Source organism: Halobaculum sp. P14, from assembly GCF_051195155.1.
GTDB lineage: Archaea > Halobacteriota > Halobacteria > Halobacteriales > Haloferacaceae > JBNTKA01.
The window spans coordinates 794,086-810,010 of record NZ_JBNTKB010000001.1 but is presented as its reverse complement, the minus strand read 5'-3'; the positions used below and the strand labels follow the sequence as shown (position 1 = coordinate 810,010).

General features: G+C 71.7%; 17 protein-coding genes. 13 read left to right on the top strand and 4 right to left on the bottom strand.

Annotated elements, in window-relative coordinates; all coding sequences use genetic code 11:
* The first annotated feature begins 68 nt into the window (after nt 1-68).
* Both ACQUS7_RS04135 and ACQUS7_RS04130 read left to right on the top strand, forming a co-directional pair.
* Entirely contained in the window at nt 69-1,415 is a 1,347-nt protein-coding gene (locus ACQUS7_RS04135) for a M28 family peptidase (RefSeq protein WP_435144889.1), read from the top strand.
* 78 nt (nt 1,416-1,493) lie between these two features.
* On the top strand, nt 1,494-1,877 hold the full coding sequence (locus ACQUS7_RS04130; RefSeq protein WP_435144887.1) for a DUF5611 family protein: 384 nt from the start codon (nt 1,494-1,496) through the stop codon (nt 1,875-1,877).
* A gap of 39 nt (nt 1,878-1,916) precedes the next feature.
* On the opposite strand, the gene ACQUS7_RS04125 is transcribed toward ACQUS7_RS04130, so the two are convergent.
* Complete coding sequence (locus tag ACQUS7_RS04125) at nt 1,917-2,651, bottom strand: SDR family NAD(P)-dependent oxidoreductase (RefSeq protein WP_435144884.1); 735 nt, start codon at nt 2,649-2,651, stop codon at nt 1,917-1,919.
* Between the two features lie 170 nt (nt 2,652-2,821).
* Between ACQUS7_RS04125 and ACQUS7_RS04120 the strand changes: the two genes are divergently transcribed.
* The 4 genes from ACQUS7_RS04120 to ACQUS7_RS04105 all read left to right on the top strand — a co-directional run bounded on the left by ACQUS7_RS04120 (nt 2,822) and on the right by ACQUS7_RS04105 (nt 6,275).
* Nucleotides 2,822-3,262 carry a universal stress protein gene (locus ACQUS7_RS04120; RefSeq protein WP_435127444.1) on the top strand — a complete coding sequence of 147 codons (441 nt, stop codon included), beginning with the start codon at nt 2,822-2,824 and terminating at the stop codon, nt 3,260-3,262.
* A 104-nt stretch (nt 3,263-3,366) separates the two neighbouring features.
* Nucleotides 3,367-4,344 carry an ROK family protein gene (locus ACQUS7_RS04115; RefSeq protein WP_435144880.1) on the top strand — a complete coding sequence of 326 codons (978 nt, stop codon included), beginning with the start codon at nt 3,367-3,369 and terminating at the stop codon, nt 4,342-4,344.
* 43 nt (nt 4,345-4,387) lie between these two features.
* A complete protein-coding gene (locus ACQUS7_RS04110) occupies nt 4,388-5,863 on the top strand; it encodes an LVIVD repeat-containing protein (RefSeq protein WP_435144877.1) in 1,476 nt (491 codons plus the stop codon).
* 91 nt (nt 5,864-5,954) lie between these two features.
* Complete coding sequence (locus ACQUS7_RS04105) at nt 5,955-6,275, top strand: NifU family protein (protein WP_435127450.1); 321 nt, start codon at nt 5,955-5,957, stop codon at nt 6,273-6,275.
* Nucleotides 6,276-6,387: 112 nt separating this feature from the next.
* On the opposite strand, the gene ACQUS7_RS04100 is transcribed toward ACQUS7_RS04105, so the two are convergent.
* Nucleotides 6,388-7,899 (bottom strand): DUF402 domain-containing protein, encoded by a 1,512-nt coding sequence (locus tag ACQUS7_RS04100; RefSeq protein WP_435127452.1) that lies wholly within the window; start codon nt 7,897-7,899, stop codon nt 6,388-6,390.
* Nucleotides 7,896-8,270: a DUF7532 family protein gene (locus ACQUS7_RS04095; protein WP_435127454.1), complete on the bottom strand. Its 375-nt coding sequence runs from the start codon at nt 8,268-8,270 to the stop codon at nt 7,896-7,898. The genes ACQUS7_RS04100 and ACQUS7_RS04095 overlap by 4 nt, the downstream gene beginning before the upstream one ends.
* 144 nt (nt 8,271-8,414) lie before the next feature.
* On the opposite strand from ACQUS7_RS04095, the gene ACQUS7_RS04090 reads away from it, so the two are divergent.
* Nucleotides 8,415-9,455: a PrsW family intramembrane metalloprotease gene (locus ACQUS7_RS04090; protein ID WP_435127456.1), complete on the top strand. Its 1,041-nt coding sequence runs from the start codon at nt 8,415-8,417 to the stop codon at nt 9,453-9,455.
* A 64-nt stretch (nt 9,456-9,519) separates the two neighbouring features.
* Here the strand turns inward: ACQUS7_RS04090 and ACQUS7_RS04085 are convergent, their stop codons facing one another.
* Nucleotides 9,520-9,876 carry a cell division protein SepF gene (locus ACQUS7_RS04085; RefSeq protein WP_435127457.1) on the bottom strand — a complete coding sequence of 119 codons (357 nt, stop codon included), beginning with the start codon at nt 9,874-9,876 and terminating at the stop codon, nt 9,520-9,522.
* 199 nt (nt 9,877-10,075) lie between these two features.
* Here ACQUS7_RS04085 and ACQUS7_RS04080 point away from each other — a divergent pair, with 199 nt between their 5' ends.
* The 6 genes from ACQUS7_RS04080 (at nt 10,076) to ACQUS7_RS04055 (ending at nt 15,898) form a co-directional block, all read left to right on the top strand.
* Nucleotides 10,076-10,624, top strand: a complete 549-nt coding sequence (locus tag ACQUS7_RS04080) for a CDP-2,3-bis-(O-geranylgeranyl)-sn-glycerol synthase (RefSeq protein ID WP_435144872.1) — start codon at nt 10,076-10,078, stop codon at nt 10,622-10,624.
* Nucleotides 10,625-10,692: 68 nt separating this feature from the next.
* Entirely contained in the window at nt 10,693-11,172 is a 480-nt protein-coding gene (locus tag ACQUS7_RS04075) for a hypothetical protein (protein ID WP_435127460.1), read from the top strand.
* 72 nt (nt 11,173-11,244) lie between these two features.
* A complete protein-coding gene (gene pyrE, locus ACQUS7_RS04070) occupies nt 11,245-11,817 on the top strand; it encodes an orotate phosphoribosyltransferase (protein ID WP_435144870.1) in 573 nt (190 codons plus the stop codon).
* An 87-nt stretch (nt 11,818-11,904) separates the two neighbouring features.
* Nucleotides 11,905-12,618 carry a phosphoribosyltransferase family protein gene (locus ACQUS7_RS04065; RefSeq protein ID WP_435144868.1) on the top strand — a complete coding sequence of 238 codons (714 nt, stop codon included), beginning with the start codon at nt 11,905-11,907 and terminating at the stop codon, nt 12,616-12,618.
* Between the two features lie 169 nt (nt 12,619-12,787).
* On the top strand, nt 12,788-14,239 hold the full coding sequence (locus tag ACQUS7_RS04060; protein WP_435127466.1) for an NCS2 family permease: 1,452 nt from the start codon (nt 12,788-12,790) through the stop codon (nt 14,237-14,239).
* Nucleotides 14,240-14,479: 240 nt separating this feature from the next.
* Nucleotides 14,480-15,898 (top strand): aryl-sulfate sulfotransferase, encoded by a 1,419-nt coding sequence (locus ACQUS7_RS04055; RefSeq protein ID WP_435144865.1) that lies wholly within the window; start codon nt 14,480-14,482, stop codon nt 15,896-15,898.
* The last annotated feature ends 27 nt before the right edge of the window (nt 15,899-15,925 follow it).

Genomic DNA, 15,925 nt, shown 5'->3' with positions numbered 1-15,925 from the left:
GGCTCGCTACCCGAACCGCCGGCTCCCGAACCTCTTTCCGGCGCGCCGGGCGACCGAGACGCGGGACGATGACTGACCTCTCGACGCGGACGGAGTGGATCGGCGAGACGTTCACGAGCGACACCGGCTGGGACCACCTGGAGTCGCTCGTCGACATCGGCAACCGGATGGCCGGCCAGCCCGGCGAACGCGAGGCGCTGGAGGCGACGCGGGACGCGCTCGCGGACGCCGGCTGCCGGGACGCCCGCGTCGAGGAGTTCGACCTGCAGGGGTGGGAGCGCGGCGACGCCGAAATCGGCACCGACGCCGGCGCGCAAGACTGCATCGCGCTCCCGCGGTCGCCGGCCGGCGACGCCGCCGGCGAGTTCGTCGACCTCGGCTACGGGCTGCCCGAGGACTTCGAGGCGGCCGACGTCGAGGGCGCGGTCGTGATGGTGTCTTCGACGGTGCCGGACCACTACGAGCGGTTCATCCACCGGCGCGAGAAGTACTACTACGCCGTCGAGCACGGCGCCGCCGCGTTCGTCTTCCGGAACCACGTCGAGGGCTGCCTGCCGCCGACCGGCTCCGTCGGCACCGCGGACTCGCCCATCGGCGACGTCCCGGCGGTCGGCGTCTCCGCGGAGGTCGGCGCGCGGCTGAACCGCCGCGTCGCCGGCGACGAAGTCACGGTGTCGGTCGACTGCGAGACGCCGGAGGCGACGAGCGGGAACGCGATGGCCGAACTCGGCCCCGACACCGACGAGGAGCTGTTGGTGACCTCCCACGCCGACGCCCACGACGTCGCGGAGGGAGCCATGGACAACGGCGCCGGCACCGCCTCCATCGTCGAGGTCGCCGCGGCGCTCGCGGCGAACGAGGACGCGCTCGACACCCGCGTCCGGTTCGTCGCGTTCGGCGCCGAGGAGGTCGGGCTCGTCGGCTCCTCGGTCGAGGCGGACCGCACCGACCGCGACGCCGTCGAGGCGGTCGTGAACGTCGACTCGAACGTCTTCGGCCGGACGCTGAAACTCCACACGCACGGCTTCGACGACCTGACCGCGGCGGCCGAGCGCGTCGCGGACCGCTTTTCGCACCCCGTCGAGTGCATCCCGGAGCAGAACCCGCACAGCGACCACTGGCCGTTCGTGCAGGCCGGCGTCCCCGGCTACATGGTGTCCGGGAAGACCGAGGGCCGCGGCCGCGGCTGGGGGCACACCTTCGCCGACACCTTCGACAAACTGGAGGTGCGGAACCTCCGCGAACAGGCCGTGCTGCTCGCCGCGCTCGTCGCCGACCTCGCGGACGCCGACACCGACGTCGCCCGGCAGGACCCCGCCGACGTCGCCGCCGCGGTCGAGGCGCAAGACCTCGCCGAAGGCATGAAAATCACGGGCGACTGGCCGTACGCCGACGACGGGTCGCTCGCGGAGTAACGCCGGCGTCCGTGTCAGCGGGCCACGAGCGTGGCGTCTGACGAAACTGGTATACCGCCCCCTGCCAAACGCCCGGCCATGAAGGAGTACAAGATGCGCCGAGGTGAGCACCTCGAAGACCGGATGCCGGACCTGAAAGCGGAGATCGAAGAGCGGTTCGGCCCGGTGTCGGGGACCGAGGAGTTCGACGGCCACGAGCTGTACGTCGTCGAGGACCCGGACAACCCGGTGTTCGAACGCATCGTCGCCGGCGCCGCCGAGTACTCGGGGAAGAAAGACAAGCTCGCGGTCCACTTCGAAGAGCGGCCCGCCGAGGACGTCATCGCCGAGGGGAACGCCGACGCCGCCGCCGACGCGGTGGACGCGAAGAATCAGTTCCTGCTCGACGCGACGGGCCGGGACGCGAAGTCGCGGCGCGACTCGCTGAAGCGGCAGGTCGAAGACGAAGCGCCTGACTACTGAGCCGGGCCGCGGTTCTGCGCTGACGGACTCGGCCGCCGGCTACAGTTTCTCGGGGAGGAAGCCGCCGTCGACTTCGATGTTCTCGCCGGAGACGTACTCCGCGTCGTCGCTGAGGAAGAACAGCAGCGCGGCGGCGAGGTCGTCGACGGTGGCCCAGCGGCCGCGCGGCGCGGCGTCCGGGAAGGCGTCGGAGGTGTCGACGACGTACGGCGAGACGGCGTTGACGGTGACGCCGTCGTCTTGCGTGTCGGCAGCGAGCATCCGCGTGAACATCAGGACGCCGGTCTTCGCGATGAAGTACGGCGTGTTCTTCGGGTGGACGAGCGCCTGCTCGCTGCCGGCGTAGCCGACGTTGACGATGCGGCCCCAGCCCTGCTCGCGCATCGCCGGGAGCGCGCGCTTCGAGCAGAGGTACGTCCCGTTGACGTTGGTGTGCAGCACGGTCTGCCACGTCTCGAAGTCGATGTCGGCCCAGTGCTGGGGGGCGAACGCGCCGACGTTGTTGACGAGCACGTCGACCGCGCCGAGTTCGGCCTCCACAGAGTCGAACAGCGCGTCGACGCTGCCCGGGTCGGTGACGTCGCCCTGCACCGTCGCGGCGTCGACGCCGCGGTCGCGGACGTCCGCGGCGGTCGCGGCGGCTTCGGCGTCGCTGCTGCGGTAGTGGACCGCGACGTCGGCGCCGTGGTCCGCGCAGGCGAGCGCGAAGCCGCGGCCGACGCCGGACGCGCTGCCGGTGACGAGCGCCACGCGGCCGGAGAGGTCCGTGTCCATGCCGCGTCGGTCGCGCTCCGCCCGCATAACGGTGGCTCTCGCCGGCGGCCGACTCGGCGCCGCGGCCGACGCCGTCGCCGTCCACCGGGCCGCGCTGCCGGCCCGGTTCGGTGCGGCCGAGGAGGAGGACCGGCAGCATACTTTTGCGGCTGCGAGTAAACCGTGCTCGCATGGCCATCGACACAATCCTCGTCGCGGTCGGCCGCGACGACGAGGCCCGGGTGAACCGGCTGATGGAAGTCGCAATCGAACTCGCCGAGGAGACGGACTCGGACGTCGTCGTCGGGCACGCCTTCGAGACCCAGGGCGACGTCGACGACGCGCTCGACCGGCTCGACCTCGCGGACGGCTCGCCGACGGACGTGGCGCGGCGGCTGGAGTCCGTCCGGCGGGCGTCGCGCGCGCTCGACGACGCCGGCGTCGACTACGAGGTGTCCGGCGTCGTCGGGTCGGCCGGCGAGGCGATCTCCGGGCTGGCCGAGCGGGTCGGCGCCGACCGCGTCATCGTCGGCGGCCGGAAGCGCTCGCCGACCGGGAAAGCGGTGTTCGGTTCCGCCGCCCAGCGCATCATGCTGTCGTCGCCGTGCCCGGTGACGTTCGTCCGCGAGTAACCCCGACGCGGTCCCCGGCTTCTGCCCCGGCTCGGCCCGGAATTGGTACTCGGTTCCGGGTGAGAAACGGCACCGGTAAGTAGCGCGGCGGCAAGCCACAGGTGATGGCTTCGTACGTCGGCGTCGACCTCGGCGCGACGAACGTCCGTGCGGTCGTCGGGGACGAGCGGGCCCGTATTCTGGGCCGCGCGCGCCGCTCGACGCCGCAAGGCCCGACGGGAATCGCGGTGACCGAAGCGATACTGGGCGTCGTCCGCGACGCCTGCGCCGACGCCGGCGTCGACCCGGCGGACGCGGTCGCTGCGGGCGTCGCCTCCATCGGTCCGCTCGACCTCGCGAAGGGGCTCATCGACGGCCCCGCGAACCTCCCGGAGGACGTCGGGCAGGTCCCGATAACCGGGCCGCTCTCGGAGCTGCTCGGCACCGACCGCATCCACCTGCACAACGACACCGTCGCCGGCGTCATCGGCGAACGGTTCAACAGCGACCGAAACCCGGACGACATGGTGTACCTCACGATTTCGTCCGGCATCGGCGCCGGCGTCTGCGTCGACGGCCACGTCCTCGACGGCTGGGACGGCAACGCCGGCGAAATCGGCCACAACATCGTCGACCACGACGGCGCGATGACGTGCGGCTGCGGCCGCGACGGCCACTGGGAGGCGTACTGCTCCGGCGAGAACATCCCCGAGTACGCCCGCCACCTCTACCGCGAACACGACGTCGAGACGGCGCTCCGGCTCGACGACGACCTCGGCGCCGCCGACGTGTTCGACGCCCACGGCGACGACCCGCTCGCGGACCTCGTCGTCGACCGCGTCCAGCGGTGGAACGCCATCGGCATCACGAACCTCGTGCACGCGTACGCGCCGCTGGTCGTGTTCGTCGGCGGCGCCGTCGCGCTCAACAACCCCGAACTCGTCGTCGACGGCGTCCAGGAGACGCTCACCGACACCGTGTTCACGAACGTCCCGGACGTCAAACTCACTTCTCTCGGCGACGACGTCGTCGTGAAGGGCGCGCTCGCCTCGGCGCTCACCGGCGGCACCGGCGACAGCAGCCGAATCCGCAGCGCCGACTGACTGGCGTCGTCACGGCTTTCAGCGTCCCGCCCGTTCACCGGCCATGCAGCGACGCGAGGCCCTCCGCGCCGGCGCGTCGGCGGTCGCCGCCGGCGTCGTCGGAACGGGCGTTCTCACCGGCCGCGGCTCCGCCCGCAGCGACGCCGACACCGACTCGTTCGCGCCGCTCGGCCGACTCCCGCTCCGCGGCGCGAAGGAGGCGGTCGTCTCCGCCGACGGCGACACGGCGTACGTGGCGCTCACCGACGGCTACGCGACCGTCGACGTCTCGGACCCGGCGGCGCCGACCGTGCTCGCGGAGCGCCGCGGCCTGCTCGCCGAGCGCGACGACGGTCCGCTCCGGCAGGTGTACGACGTGAAAGCGGACGGGGACACGCTCGTCGCCGTCGGGCCGGCTCACGCCGGCGCCCCGGGGCCGCGCGGCGCGGTCGTCGTCGACGTCTCCGACCCGGCGAACCCGGAGCGGCGCGGCGTCTACGACACTGACTTCCCGATTCACAACTGCGACCTCGTCGACGGCCACCTCTACCTCACCGGCAACGGACTCCCCGGGAATCCGCTCGTCGTCGTCGACGTCGCGTCCCTGTCGGCCGTCGGCCGGTGGGCGCTCACCGACCACGACGAGGACTGGGCGGACGTCCGCTCCGCGCTCCGCGTCGTCCACGACGTCGTCGTCCGCGACGGCGTCGCCGCGCTCGCGTACTGGGACGCCGGCACGTACCTGCTCGACGTCTCCGCCCCGTCGGCGCCGTCGCTGCTCGGCCGCGTCCCGGCGCAGTCGCCCGCGGAACTGCGCGACCCGCCGGCGAACGAGGTGTTCGCGCCGCCCGGCAACCACCACTACGCCGAGGTCGACCCGGCGGACGACCTGCTCGGCGTCGGCGTCGAGTCGTGGGCGGTCCGCCGGGACGGGTCGCTCGTCGGCGGCCCCGGCGGCATCGACCTGTACGACGTCTCCGACCCGGCCGCGCCGCGGCACCTGTCGCACGTCGCGCCGCCGGCGAGCCGCGACGCGACGTACGGCGGCGTCTGGACGACCGCGCACAACTTCGAACTGCGCGGCGGGACGCTGTACTCGTCGTGGTACCACGGCGGCGTGAAGCGCCACGACGTCTCCGACCCCGCGGCGCCGACGCAGGAGTCGTGGTGGGTCGACCCGGACGCCGCGCGGTTCTGGACGGCGCGCGCCGCCGTCGACGGCGACTGCTTCGTCGCCTCGTCGATGGGGACCGACGGCGCGTCCGCCGGGCTGTGGACGTTCCCGGACACCGCCGGCACGGGCGGCACGCCGGACGCGCTCACCGCGCCGCCGACGCCCGAACCGGGCACCGAACCGTCGCCGCCCCCGGCAGCGACGGGCACGCCGGCGGGAACGTCGCCGGCGGGCGAGCCGCGGACCGAGCCGCCCGGCACGTCCGGGTCGACCGCCGCGACGTCGCCGGGATTCGGGGCGCTCGGCGCGCTCGGGTCGGTCGCCGGCCTCGGCGCCTGGGCGTGGCTGCGTCGTCGCCGCCGCTGACCCGTGCGGAACCGTGACACAGTTCGGTTCGCGCCGCGTCGCGACGGGGGGAACCACAAGCTTTCAATCCGTCGGGCTCCAACCACGGGTAATGAGCGACCTCGCAGAGCGCGTCGAGAAGTGGATGGTCGGGCAGATGCCGATCATCCAGATGCACGGCGGCACCAGCGTCGTCCGCGAGGCCGACCCGGAGGAGGGCGTCGTCGTCGTCGAACTCGGCGGCACCTGCTCGGGCTGTGGCATCTCGAACATCACCGCCGACAACATCCGACGCGACCTCATCATGGACTTCGACGAAGTCGAAGACGTCCACGTGAAAGTGCCGGACACCGGCGACATGGGGTCGAGCACCGTCGAGGGCGGCCGCGGCGGCGACCTCCAGTACTCCAACGAGTCCTCCGACCACTTCTGAGCCGCGCCGCCGACGTTGACGTCGACGCCCCCGTCGACGACACGCCGTACCGGACGTCGTCGTCCCCGTCGACGCCGCCGCGGGCGCTGTCGTTCGCGTTCCCCGCCCGTCGCTACAGCGCTTTTTCGATTGCGGCGGCGACGCTCCGCGCCTTCTCCGCGAGCGCCGGCGAGACGAGCCCGCGCGCTTCGGCGTCGTCGAGTTCGTCGTCGTCGACGCGCTCGACGCGGCCGTCGCCGTGTTTCACGACGTCGACGTAGAGGTCGACGTAGCGCAGCGAGTCCGGGAACGCCTCGACGGGCGTGCAGACGTTCACGTACGTGCCTTTCCGGTCGCCGTCGGCGTCGCGGTACACCGTCGGGTACCACCAGCGGCCCTCGCGGAACGTCGTGAGCGCGGTGTCGCCGGACTCCCGCCGGGCGTCGAGCGCGTCGTACGTGCCGCCGGCGGTCATCTGCCGCTCGACCGAGACGGTACCGTCGGCGCCGCGGTCGACCACCTCTCCGCGGCCGAGCGTGATGAGCCGCCCGGTCGGCTTCCCGTGGCCGATTTCGACCGTGTCGCCCTCCACCGGCCCGAACTGGTCCGTGGCGACGGCGAACGGGAAGTCGGTGTCCGCGTCGCCATCGTCGGCTCGGTCGCCATCGTCGCCGCCGGCGTCAGCGCTGCCGGCGTCGCCATCGTCGCCGCCGTCGCTGCCGCCGTCGTCACCTCCGAACTCGCACAGCGCCTCCGCGAAGTCGACGCCGGCCGAGGCCGCGTTCGACGCGGCTTTCGTCCGGTGGTGGCCCGGCATCGTCGCCGTGACGTCGCGGCGCACGTCGTCGAGCGCGAACCGGGCGGTGCGGCCAAACCAGACCCAGGCGCCGGACGACGGCGACGCGAGCAGCCCCGGCTCGCCCTCCGGTTCGTCGAGCAGCGGGTCGAGGTCGCGGGCGGTCGCGGCGGCGCGGCCGAGCGCGTCGCCGAGCGCGTCCATGTCCGCGTCGCGGGCGTCGCGGCTCCACTCGACGCCCCAGCCGTCCGGGACGTCGACGTCGAGCAGCTCCGTCATCCCGGCGAGTTCGCGCGCCGCCGCGTCGTCGGCGCCGGACACGCGGACGCCGTCGCGGCCGGGGACGAGCGTCGCCAGCCCCGCCATCGCGCGCACCTCGGTGCTGAGGGCGTGCCGGTCCCCGTCCCACGGCGCCGCCGGGTCGAGCACCTGCACGCGGACCGTGTCGTCCTCGCCGATGTAGCCGTCGGCGGCGTCGAACGGCAGGTAGCCCTCCACGTCGCCGGCGGGCGACTCCACGCCGAGGTCGACGACGGCGCCGCCGCCGAGCGTCTCCGTGACGGTGCCGTCGAACACGGCGCCGCGGGGCGCCGGGTCGTCCCACGCCATCGCGTCGACCGCGACGTCGACGAGGCGGTCGCGGACCGCGTCGACGGCCGCCGGCTCCCCGGTGAGCCCGACGCCCTGCCGGTCGGCTGTGGTGTCGACGGCGACGTCGTGGTTCGCTGCCGGGAGCGACTCGTCGAAGCGCCGCTGAATCGGCGGGGACGCCTGCACGACGTCGCGGCCGTCGTCGAGCAGCAGCCGGGTGAGCGCGGTCGCGTAGATGCCGCGGACCCGCGCGTTCATAGCGCATCGGGGTCGCGAGCGAACCGCACCCGGCCGTCGATGGTCGGCCCGAGCGTCAACTCCACGACCTCGTCGGTCAGGACGCGGCCGTCCTCGACGGGGACGCCCCACGACGCGAACTTCAGGTAGCCGCGGAGGTCCGCCGCGTGCGTGTACAGGTCGACGTGGTCGACGTCGTGTTCGCGGGGGCCGCCGCTGCTGTGCGCCGTCTCCATGTCCGAGTAGTACGTGCCGCCGCCGTCGAAGAACGCCGCTAGGTCGTCGGCCGCCTCGTCCACGGCGTCGGCGACTGCGGCCGACGCCTCCTCCAGGTCGTCGGTGTCGAGACCGACCTCGCGGAGCGCGGCCTGTTCGCGCGGGTCGAAGTGCATACCGTTCGGTCCGTCCGCCTGCCATTTCAAGGATGCCGTTCGGCGGCCGGCGTGACGCGCCGCCGAACCCGGGCGCGGTCGGCCGCGTCGACGCCGCGGTTCCGCGACAAGAACCAAGTCGGGGGCGCCCGACGAACCAGCAGGATGACTGCGAAGGAGCGGACTGACCCGGTGGAGGAACAGGCGGGGTCGTCGATGGACCTGTACGACGTGGCGACGTGGGAGGAACGGACGTCGCTCGACGGCCTCGCGGTGGCGCTGTACGGACTGATGCGGGCGTCGGGACGGATCGTCATCGTCGGCGTCGCGGCGCTGCTGCTCGTCGGCATCGGCGGGTTCGCGGCGCTCACCGACCCGGCCGTCGGGACGCTGACGGTGCTGTCGGCGATTCCGGCGCTCGGGCTCGCCGCGTACGTCTACCGGTCCGACGTCACGTCGAACGAGCCGCTGCACGTGCTGGTGGCGACGTTCCTGCTCGGCGTGCTCACCGCGAACTTCGCCGCCATCCTCAACTCGGCGTTCAAGCCGTACTTCGCGCCCATCGGCTTCCTCGGGTCGGTCGTGTTCTTCTTCGTCATCGTCGGCCCGGTCGAGGAGACCGTGAAGCTGCTCGCCGTCCGGCTGTACGCGTTCAGCGACGAAGGGTTCGACTCGGTGCTCGACGGCGCCGTCTACGGCGCGATGGCGGGGCTCGGCTTCGCGTTCATCGAGAACGCGCTGTACATCTCCCGGAACGTCGGCACCGGCGCCGGCGAACTCGACCTCGGACTCGAACTCATCGGCGCCGGCGCCGGCATCACGGCGACACGGGCGCTCGCCGGCCCGGGCCACGTCATCTACTCGGCGTTCGCCGGCTACTACCTCGGGCTCGCGAAGTTCAACCCCGAGCACCGCGGCCCCATCGTGCTGAAGGGGCTCATCATCGCGGCGCTCATCCACGCGACGTACAACTCCACCGTCGGCATCGCCTCCGGCGCCATCCACATGGTGCTGCAGGCCGTCGGCCTCCCGACGTTCGGCGGGCTGCTCGCGTTCTTCCTGTGGGTCGTCGTCTACGACGGCTTCTTCGGCCTGCTGCTCGTCAGGAAGATTCAGAAGTACCGCGCCGCCTACCGGTCAGCCCACGAGGACGACCTCGACCAGGAGGCGGCGAAGGAGTCGGAGCTCACGGAGTTCGACGCCTGAGCCGGCCGCGACGCTACGCGTCGCTGCGTCGGACGGGGCGGCTCGGAGAACCGCGGCGGCCGCCTCAGGAGTTGAGTTTCTCGCGGGAGACGGTGACGCCGGTCGGCGTGATGATGATCTGGTCGTCGCCCTTCTGGACGATGTCGCCGTCGACCTCGGAGGCGACCTGCCGGAGTTCGTCGATGATGCGCTCGACGGTCTGGTCGGTCGTCGAGTGCCGCGTGATGTCGGCGATGACGAAGTCGCCGTCGTAGACGGCGTCCTTGATGTCGATGACGTCCTGCTGGTCGCTGATCTCGGCGATGTGTACCTGCATGCCGGCGCCACCGCGGGCGCTCTCGACGTCGTCGAGGTCGAGCTCCACGTAGTCCTCGGAGCTGTGGGTGCCGCCACCGCCGAGGATTTTGCTCATGATGCCCATGTAGGGCTACTGTAGAGGCCCACGCATAAGTTTGTACGTCAGACGCACCGGCTCCGCGCGTCCGACGGGCCGTAGGTGATGGGTCGTCGCGGTCGCGGTGCGGTGTCGTCGCGGTCGCGGTGCGGTGTCGTCGCGGCCGCCGTGCGGTGTCGGCCCCGAACCCACGCTTCTAAACGGGAGCCACACGGACACCCGCGTAATGACGCCGTGGCTCGAAACCGTCGTGGTGGCGCTGTGGGCGATGCTGCCGGCGTACGTGCCGAACAACGCCGCGGTGCTGTCCGGCGGCGGCCGCCCCATCGACGCCGGTCGGACGCTCAACGGCCGTCGCCTGCTCGGGGACGGGAAGACGTGGCGCGGCACCGCCGTCGGCACCGGTGTCGGCGTCGCGCTCGCGCTCGTCCTCGACGCCGCCGCGCCCGCGGTCGGCGACGCCCTCGGCGTCCCGCTCCCGTCGTTTCCGCTCCCGGCGGCCGTCGGGCTGGCGCTCGGCGCGATGCTCGGCGACATCGGCGCGTCGTTCCTGAAGCGCCGACTCGGCCGGGAGCGCGGCGCCGCCGTGCCCGGCCTGGACCAGCTCGACTTCGTCGTCGGCGCGCTGCTGCTCGCGGCGCTGCTGGCTCCCCAGTGGGTCGCCGCGACGTTCACGCCGCCGCGGCTGCTCGTCGTCGTCGTCGCGACGCCCGTGTTGCACGTCGTGACGAACGTCGGCGCGTACCTGCTCGGCCTGAAGAACGAGCCGTGGTGACCCCTTCGAGAATCGACGCTGAGAATCGGGGCGACGCGTTTTAGCCCGGTCGCGGCGCCGACTCGACCATGTGGGACCCGGAGGAGGACGGGCCGGACTACGGCTGGCGCGGGCAGACCCGGGCGATGTTCCCGGTGCTCGCGCTCGGAGCGATGCTCGTCGCCGCCGCGTCCGTCGCCGGCATCGGCGGCGCCGTCGCGACCGGCATCGGCGGCGAACCCATCGACCGCCCGGAGGGCTTCGCGTTCACCGTCGACACCGGCGGCAACGACACCGCCATCGTCATCCGGCACCCCGACGGCCCCGTCCCGTCGGTCGACCGCGTGTACGTCGTCGACGACGCCGGCACCCGCGTCCCGTGGACCGAACTCCGGACTGGGAACGGGACGGTGACGGTCACCGGCCGGAGCGCGCTCGCCTGCCCGAGCCAGGGCGCCACCTACCGCGTCGTCTTCGACGGCCGCGCCGCGACGCACACCATCTCGGCGCACGAAGTGAACGCGCCCATCCCGCCGAGCGTCGTCCAGCGGTGTGAGGCCGCCGACTGACGCGGCGCAGTCCGTCCTGGCGCCCGGCCGGGAATCGGCAGACTTTCGCCCCGGCGGCGCCCCGAATCGGACATGACGAGTGACGCCTCCGGCGACCGCGCCGCCGACCTCGACGAACTGGTCGCGGCGCTCCGCGCGGCCGACGCGGTGCTGTTCGGCGAGTTCGAACTGTCCCACGGCGGGACCAGCGAGTACTACGTCGACAAGTACCGGTTCGAAACCGACCCGGACTGCCTCGAACGCATCGCGGAGGCGTTCGCCGCCCGCGTCGGCGACGCGAAACTCGCCGGCGTCGCCCTCGGCGCCGTTCCGCTGGTCGCCGCGACCGCGGTCGAGACCGGCCGGCCGTACGTCATCGCCCGGAAGTCGGCGAAGGAGTACGGCACCGGGAACCGAATCGAGGGCGAACTCGCCGAGGGCGAGGAGGTCGTCGTGCTGGAGGACATCGCGACGACCGGGCAGTCGGCCGTCGACGCCGTCGAGGCGCTCCGCGACGCCGGCGCCGTCGTGAACCGGGTGCTCGTCGTCGTCGACCGCGAGGAGGGCGCCGCCGAACGCCTCGCCGAACACGGCGTCGAACTGGAGTCGCTGCTCACCGCCTCGGACCTGCTCGCCGGCCGCGACGCCGACGACGCGGACGACTGACCGCGCCCGACGTTCGCACGGTTCTGCTGGTTTCTCGGCCGTCACTGATTCGAAGTGTTCATAGTTGCACGAACGCGCACAGATACTATGAACCGAGCCGAGAAGGCGGCGCTCCAGCTACAGGCCGTCGCCGTCCTGCGGACGTTGAAAGAGACGCGGACGTACGACGAACTCGCGGAGGTCACCGGGCTCCCGGCCGGCGACCTGAACAGGTACGTGAACGGCCACGTCCTCCCTGGCGCCGAGCGCGCCCGCGAGGTCGTGGAAGGAATCGGGCGGGAGACGCTCGCGGAGGAACTGGAGGCGCGCGTCCGGTTCGACGAGGAGGGGTACGTCGACAACTCCGGCGTCGTGTTCGACCAGCCGTTCTTGGACCTCGTCGCGCCGGTCGCCGCGGAGTCGCTCGGCTTCGAGGCGCCGGACGTCGTGTTGACGGCGGCGACCGACGGCATCACGCTCGGCGCGGCGATGGCGAGTCACTTCGACGCACGCGTCGCGTACGCGAAGAAGTCGAAGGAGACCGCGGTCGAGGAGTTCATCGAGTCTCGCCAGCGGCTCGCCTCCGGCATCGAACTCACCTACTACCTCCCGGCGAGCGTCGTCGACGCCGGCGAGCGCGTCCTCGTCGTCGACGACCTCATCCGCTCGGGCGAGACCCAGGAGCTCCTGCTCGACATCGCGCTGCAGGCCGACGCCGAAATCGCCGGCGTGTTCGCGCTCATCGCTGTCGGCGACGAGGGAACCGACCGCGCGGACGAAATCACCGACGCGCCGGTGGGTGCGCTTACGACGTTCGAGTAAGGCGCGGCCAAGCCGTCGATGGGCGTGCGGAGACCTGTGGGAAGGCAGCGAACCGAGCGAGGCCGCGACCCCCGACGGCGAGGTCTGCGGGCCGAAAGATATGCACGTAAGTGCATACTATTCTGTCTCAGACCTCAACGCTTAAGTTAGATGTTCACAACCGTGCGATATGGCGCTGACAGACACGCTGGCGGACTACTTCGGGTTCGCGGAGCACGGCACCGACCTCCGGACGGAGGTCGTCGCGGGGCTGACGACGTTCCTCACGATGAGCTACATCGTCGTCGTCAACCCGAGCATTCTCGCGGTCGCCATCGTCAACGGCCCGGGGCCGGATATCGGGGCGTCGATGGCGGAGGTCCAGCAGATGATCGCGGTGGTGACGCTCATCTCCGCCGCGGTCGCGACGCTCATCATGGCGCTGTACGCGAACCGGCCGTTCGGGCAGGCGCCGGGGCTCGGCCTCAACGCCTTCTTCGCCTTCACGGTCGTACTCGGCCTCGGAATCCCGTGGAACACGGCGCTCGCGGCCGTCGTGGTCGAGGGGCTCATCTTCATTCTGCTCACCGCGGTCGGCGCGCGCGAGTACATCATCCGGGTGTTCCCGGAGCCGGTGAAGTTCGCGGTCGGCGGCGGTATCGGGCTGTTCCTCGCGGTCATCGGGCTCGACGCGATGCGGGTCATCGCGTCCGACCCGGCGACGTACATCCAGTTCTCGCCGGTGTTCGCACAGGACCCCGTCGCCATCGTCGGCGTCGTCGGCCTGCTGTTCACGTTCGCGCTGTACGCCCGCGGCGTTCCGGGTAGCATCATCATCGGCATCCTCGGCACCACCGCGCTCGGCGGCGTCCTCTCCGCGCTCGGCTACGCCGCCTACCCGGCGGGGGAACTCGACGTGACGCTCGCGAGCGCGTCGCTCGGCCCGGCGCTCGACTCGCTCACCTACTCCGCCGCCGGCTACGACATCTCGCCGCTCGTCGGCGCGTTCCTCGGCGGCTTCGCGAACGTCGACGCGTTCGGCTTCGCGCTCATCGTGTTCACGTTCTTCTTCGTCGACTTCTTCGACACCGCCGGGACGCTCACCGGCGTCTCCCAGATCGCGGGCTTCCTCGACGAGGACGGGAACCTCCCCGACATCGACAAGCCGCTGATGGCGGACGCCATCGGCACGACGGTCGGCGGCATGCTCGGCACCTCGACGGTGACGACGTACATCGAGTCCGCCTCCGGCGTCGAGGAGGGCGGCCGCACCGGCATGACGGCGCTCGTCGTCGGCGTGCTGTTCCTGCTCGCGCTCGCCGTCGTCCCGCTCGCCGCCGCGATTCCGCAGTACGCGAGCCACATCGCGCTCGTCGTCATCGCGGTCGTGATGCTCCGGAACCTCGTCGACATCGACTGGAGCGACATGACGGTCGCGATTCCCGCCGGCATCACCGTCATCGCGATGCCGTTCACGTACTCCATCGCGTACGGCATCGCCGCCGGCATCATCTCCTTCCCGGTCGTGAAGGCCGCGACCGGCCGCGTCGACGAGACTCGTCCGGGCCACTGGGTGCTCGCCGCGGCGTTCGTCCTCTACTTCTTCGTCCGCACCGGCGGCGTCCTCTCCGCCGCGGTCTGAGCCGCGGTCGGACGCGCTTCACTCCGCTCCGTTTCGTTTCATCTCGTTCCGTTCCGCTTCATTTCGTTCCGTTCCGCCTCATTTCGTTCCGTTCCGCCTCATTTCGTTCCGTTCCGCTTCGTTCGGTTCTGTTCCCGGCCATCGTGTCGTATCTGTTCGGCCGCCGTCGACGCGTCGGGTTCGGCCGATTCCCGGCCGCAAGCACAAGAGTTTCACCCGCCCGCTTCCCCTTCGGGGACAATGAGTCGTTTCTCGTTCTCGCGCGGCCGGGCGGCGCGGCTGGTCGCGCTTCTCGTCGTCGTCGGCCTGCTCGCGCCCGCCGGCGTGCAGGCGCTGACGCCCGGCGGCGGCGACACGCCGGGGACGGTCGGCCGCGAACCCGGGACCATCGCCTCCGAAGCGAACGGCACCACCGTCGTCGCGATTCAGGGGTTCCACTTCCAGGGGCAGGGGTCGACGAAGAAGCCCGCGGGGCTGGTCGCCGTGAACCCCGACGGGTCGACGAAGTGGCAGTTCGACGGGTCGAAACACGGCGCGAACTGGTTCTACGACGTCGACCCGCTCGACAACGGGAACCTCCTCGTGGTGTCGACGAACCGCGACGGGACGCTCGTCTTCGAGCTGAACCCGGAGACGAAGGAGATGGTGTGGCGCGAACACCTCGACATCCACGACACCCACGACGTCGACATGCTGCCGTCCGGGAACCTCGTCGTCGCGAACATGCGGCAGTGGAACGAGTCCGCCGAGCGCAGCGACGACCGCGTGTTCGTCTACAACCGCACCACAGACGAGGTGCTGTGGGAGTGGACGTTCCGGAAGCACTACCCGAACTCGACGGACGGCGGCTTCTCGAAGGACTGGACGCACGTCAACGACGTCGACCGCATCGCGCCCGGCGAGTTCCTGGTGTCGCCGCGGAACTTCGACCAGGCCATCGTCATTAACCGCTCGACGAAGGCCATCGAGTATCGGCTCGGCGCCGACGGCAACCACGACGTGCTGCACGAGCAGCACAACCCCGACTGGCTCGTCTCCGAGTCCGGGAACCCGACCGTGCTCGTCGCCGACTCCGAGAACGACCGCGTCGTCGAGTACGCGAAACGCGGCGGCGAGTGGGTGGAGACGTGGAGCGTCGGCACCGGCCAGCTCTCGTGGCCGCGCGACGCGGACCGGCTCCCGAACGGGAACACGCTCATCGTGGACTCGCTGAACCACCGCGTCATCGAGGTGACGCCGACCGGGAAGATCGTCTGGGAGTACTTCGCGACGTGGGGGCCGTACGACGCCGAACGGGTCGCGTACGGCGGCGGGTCGAACGGTCCGACGATGGCCGACGTCGGCGTCACCGGCAGCTACCGGCTGCACGGCTCGGCCGGACTCATCCAGGGGACCGGCGACACGTCGACGTTCGCGGCGTCGGTGCAGAACACGTTCGCCGGCACGCCGCTCGCCGGCCCGGCCGCGGCGTTCGCGACGCGGTGGGCGCACGTCACGCCGTGGATTCGGCCGGTCTGGATGGGGTCGTGGGCGTTCGCCGGCGCCGTCGGCGCGCTCGCGGTCGCGCTCGCCTGGGCCGCCGCGGAACTCGTCGTTCGCCGCGCCCGGCTCCGCGCCGGCGTCCGCCGCGCCGCCGACCGCGTCCGCTCCGCACGCTGACCGGAGTTAATACTCAGTCCCGGAAAA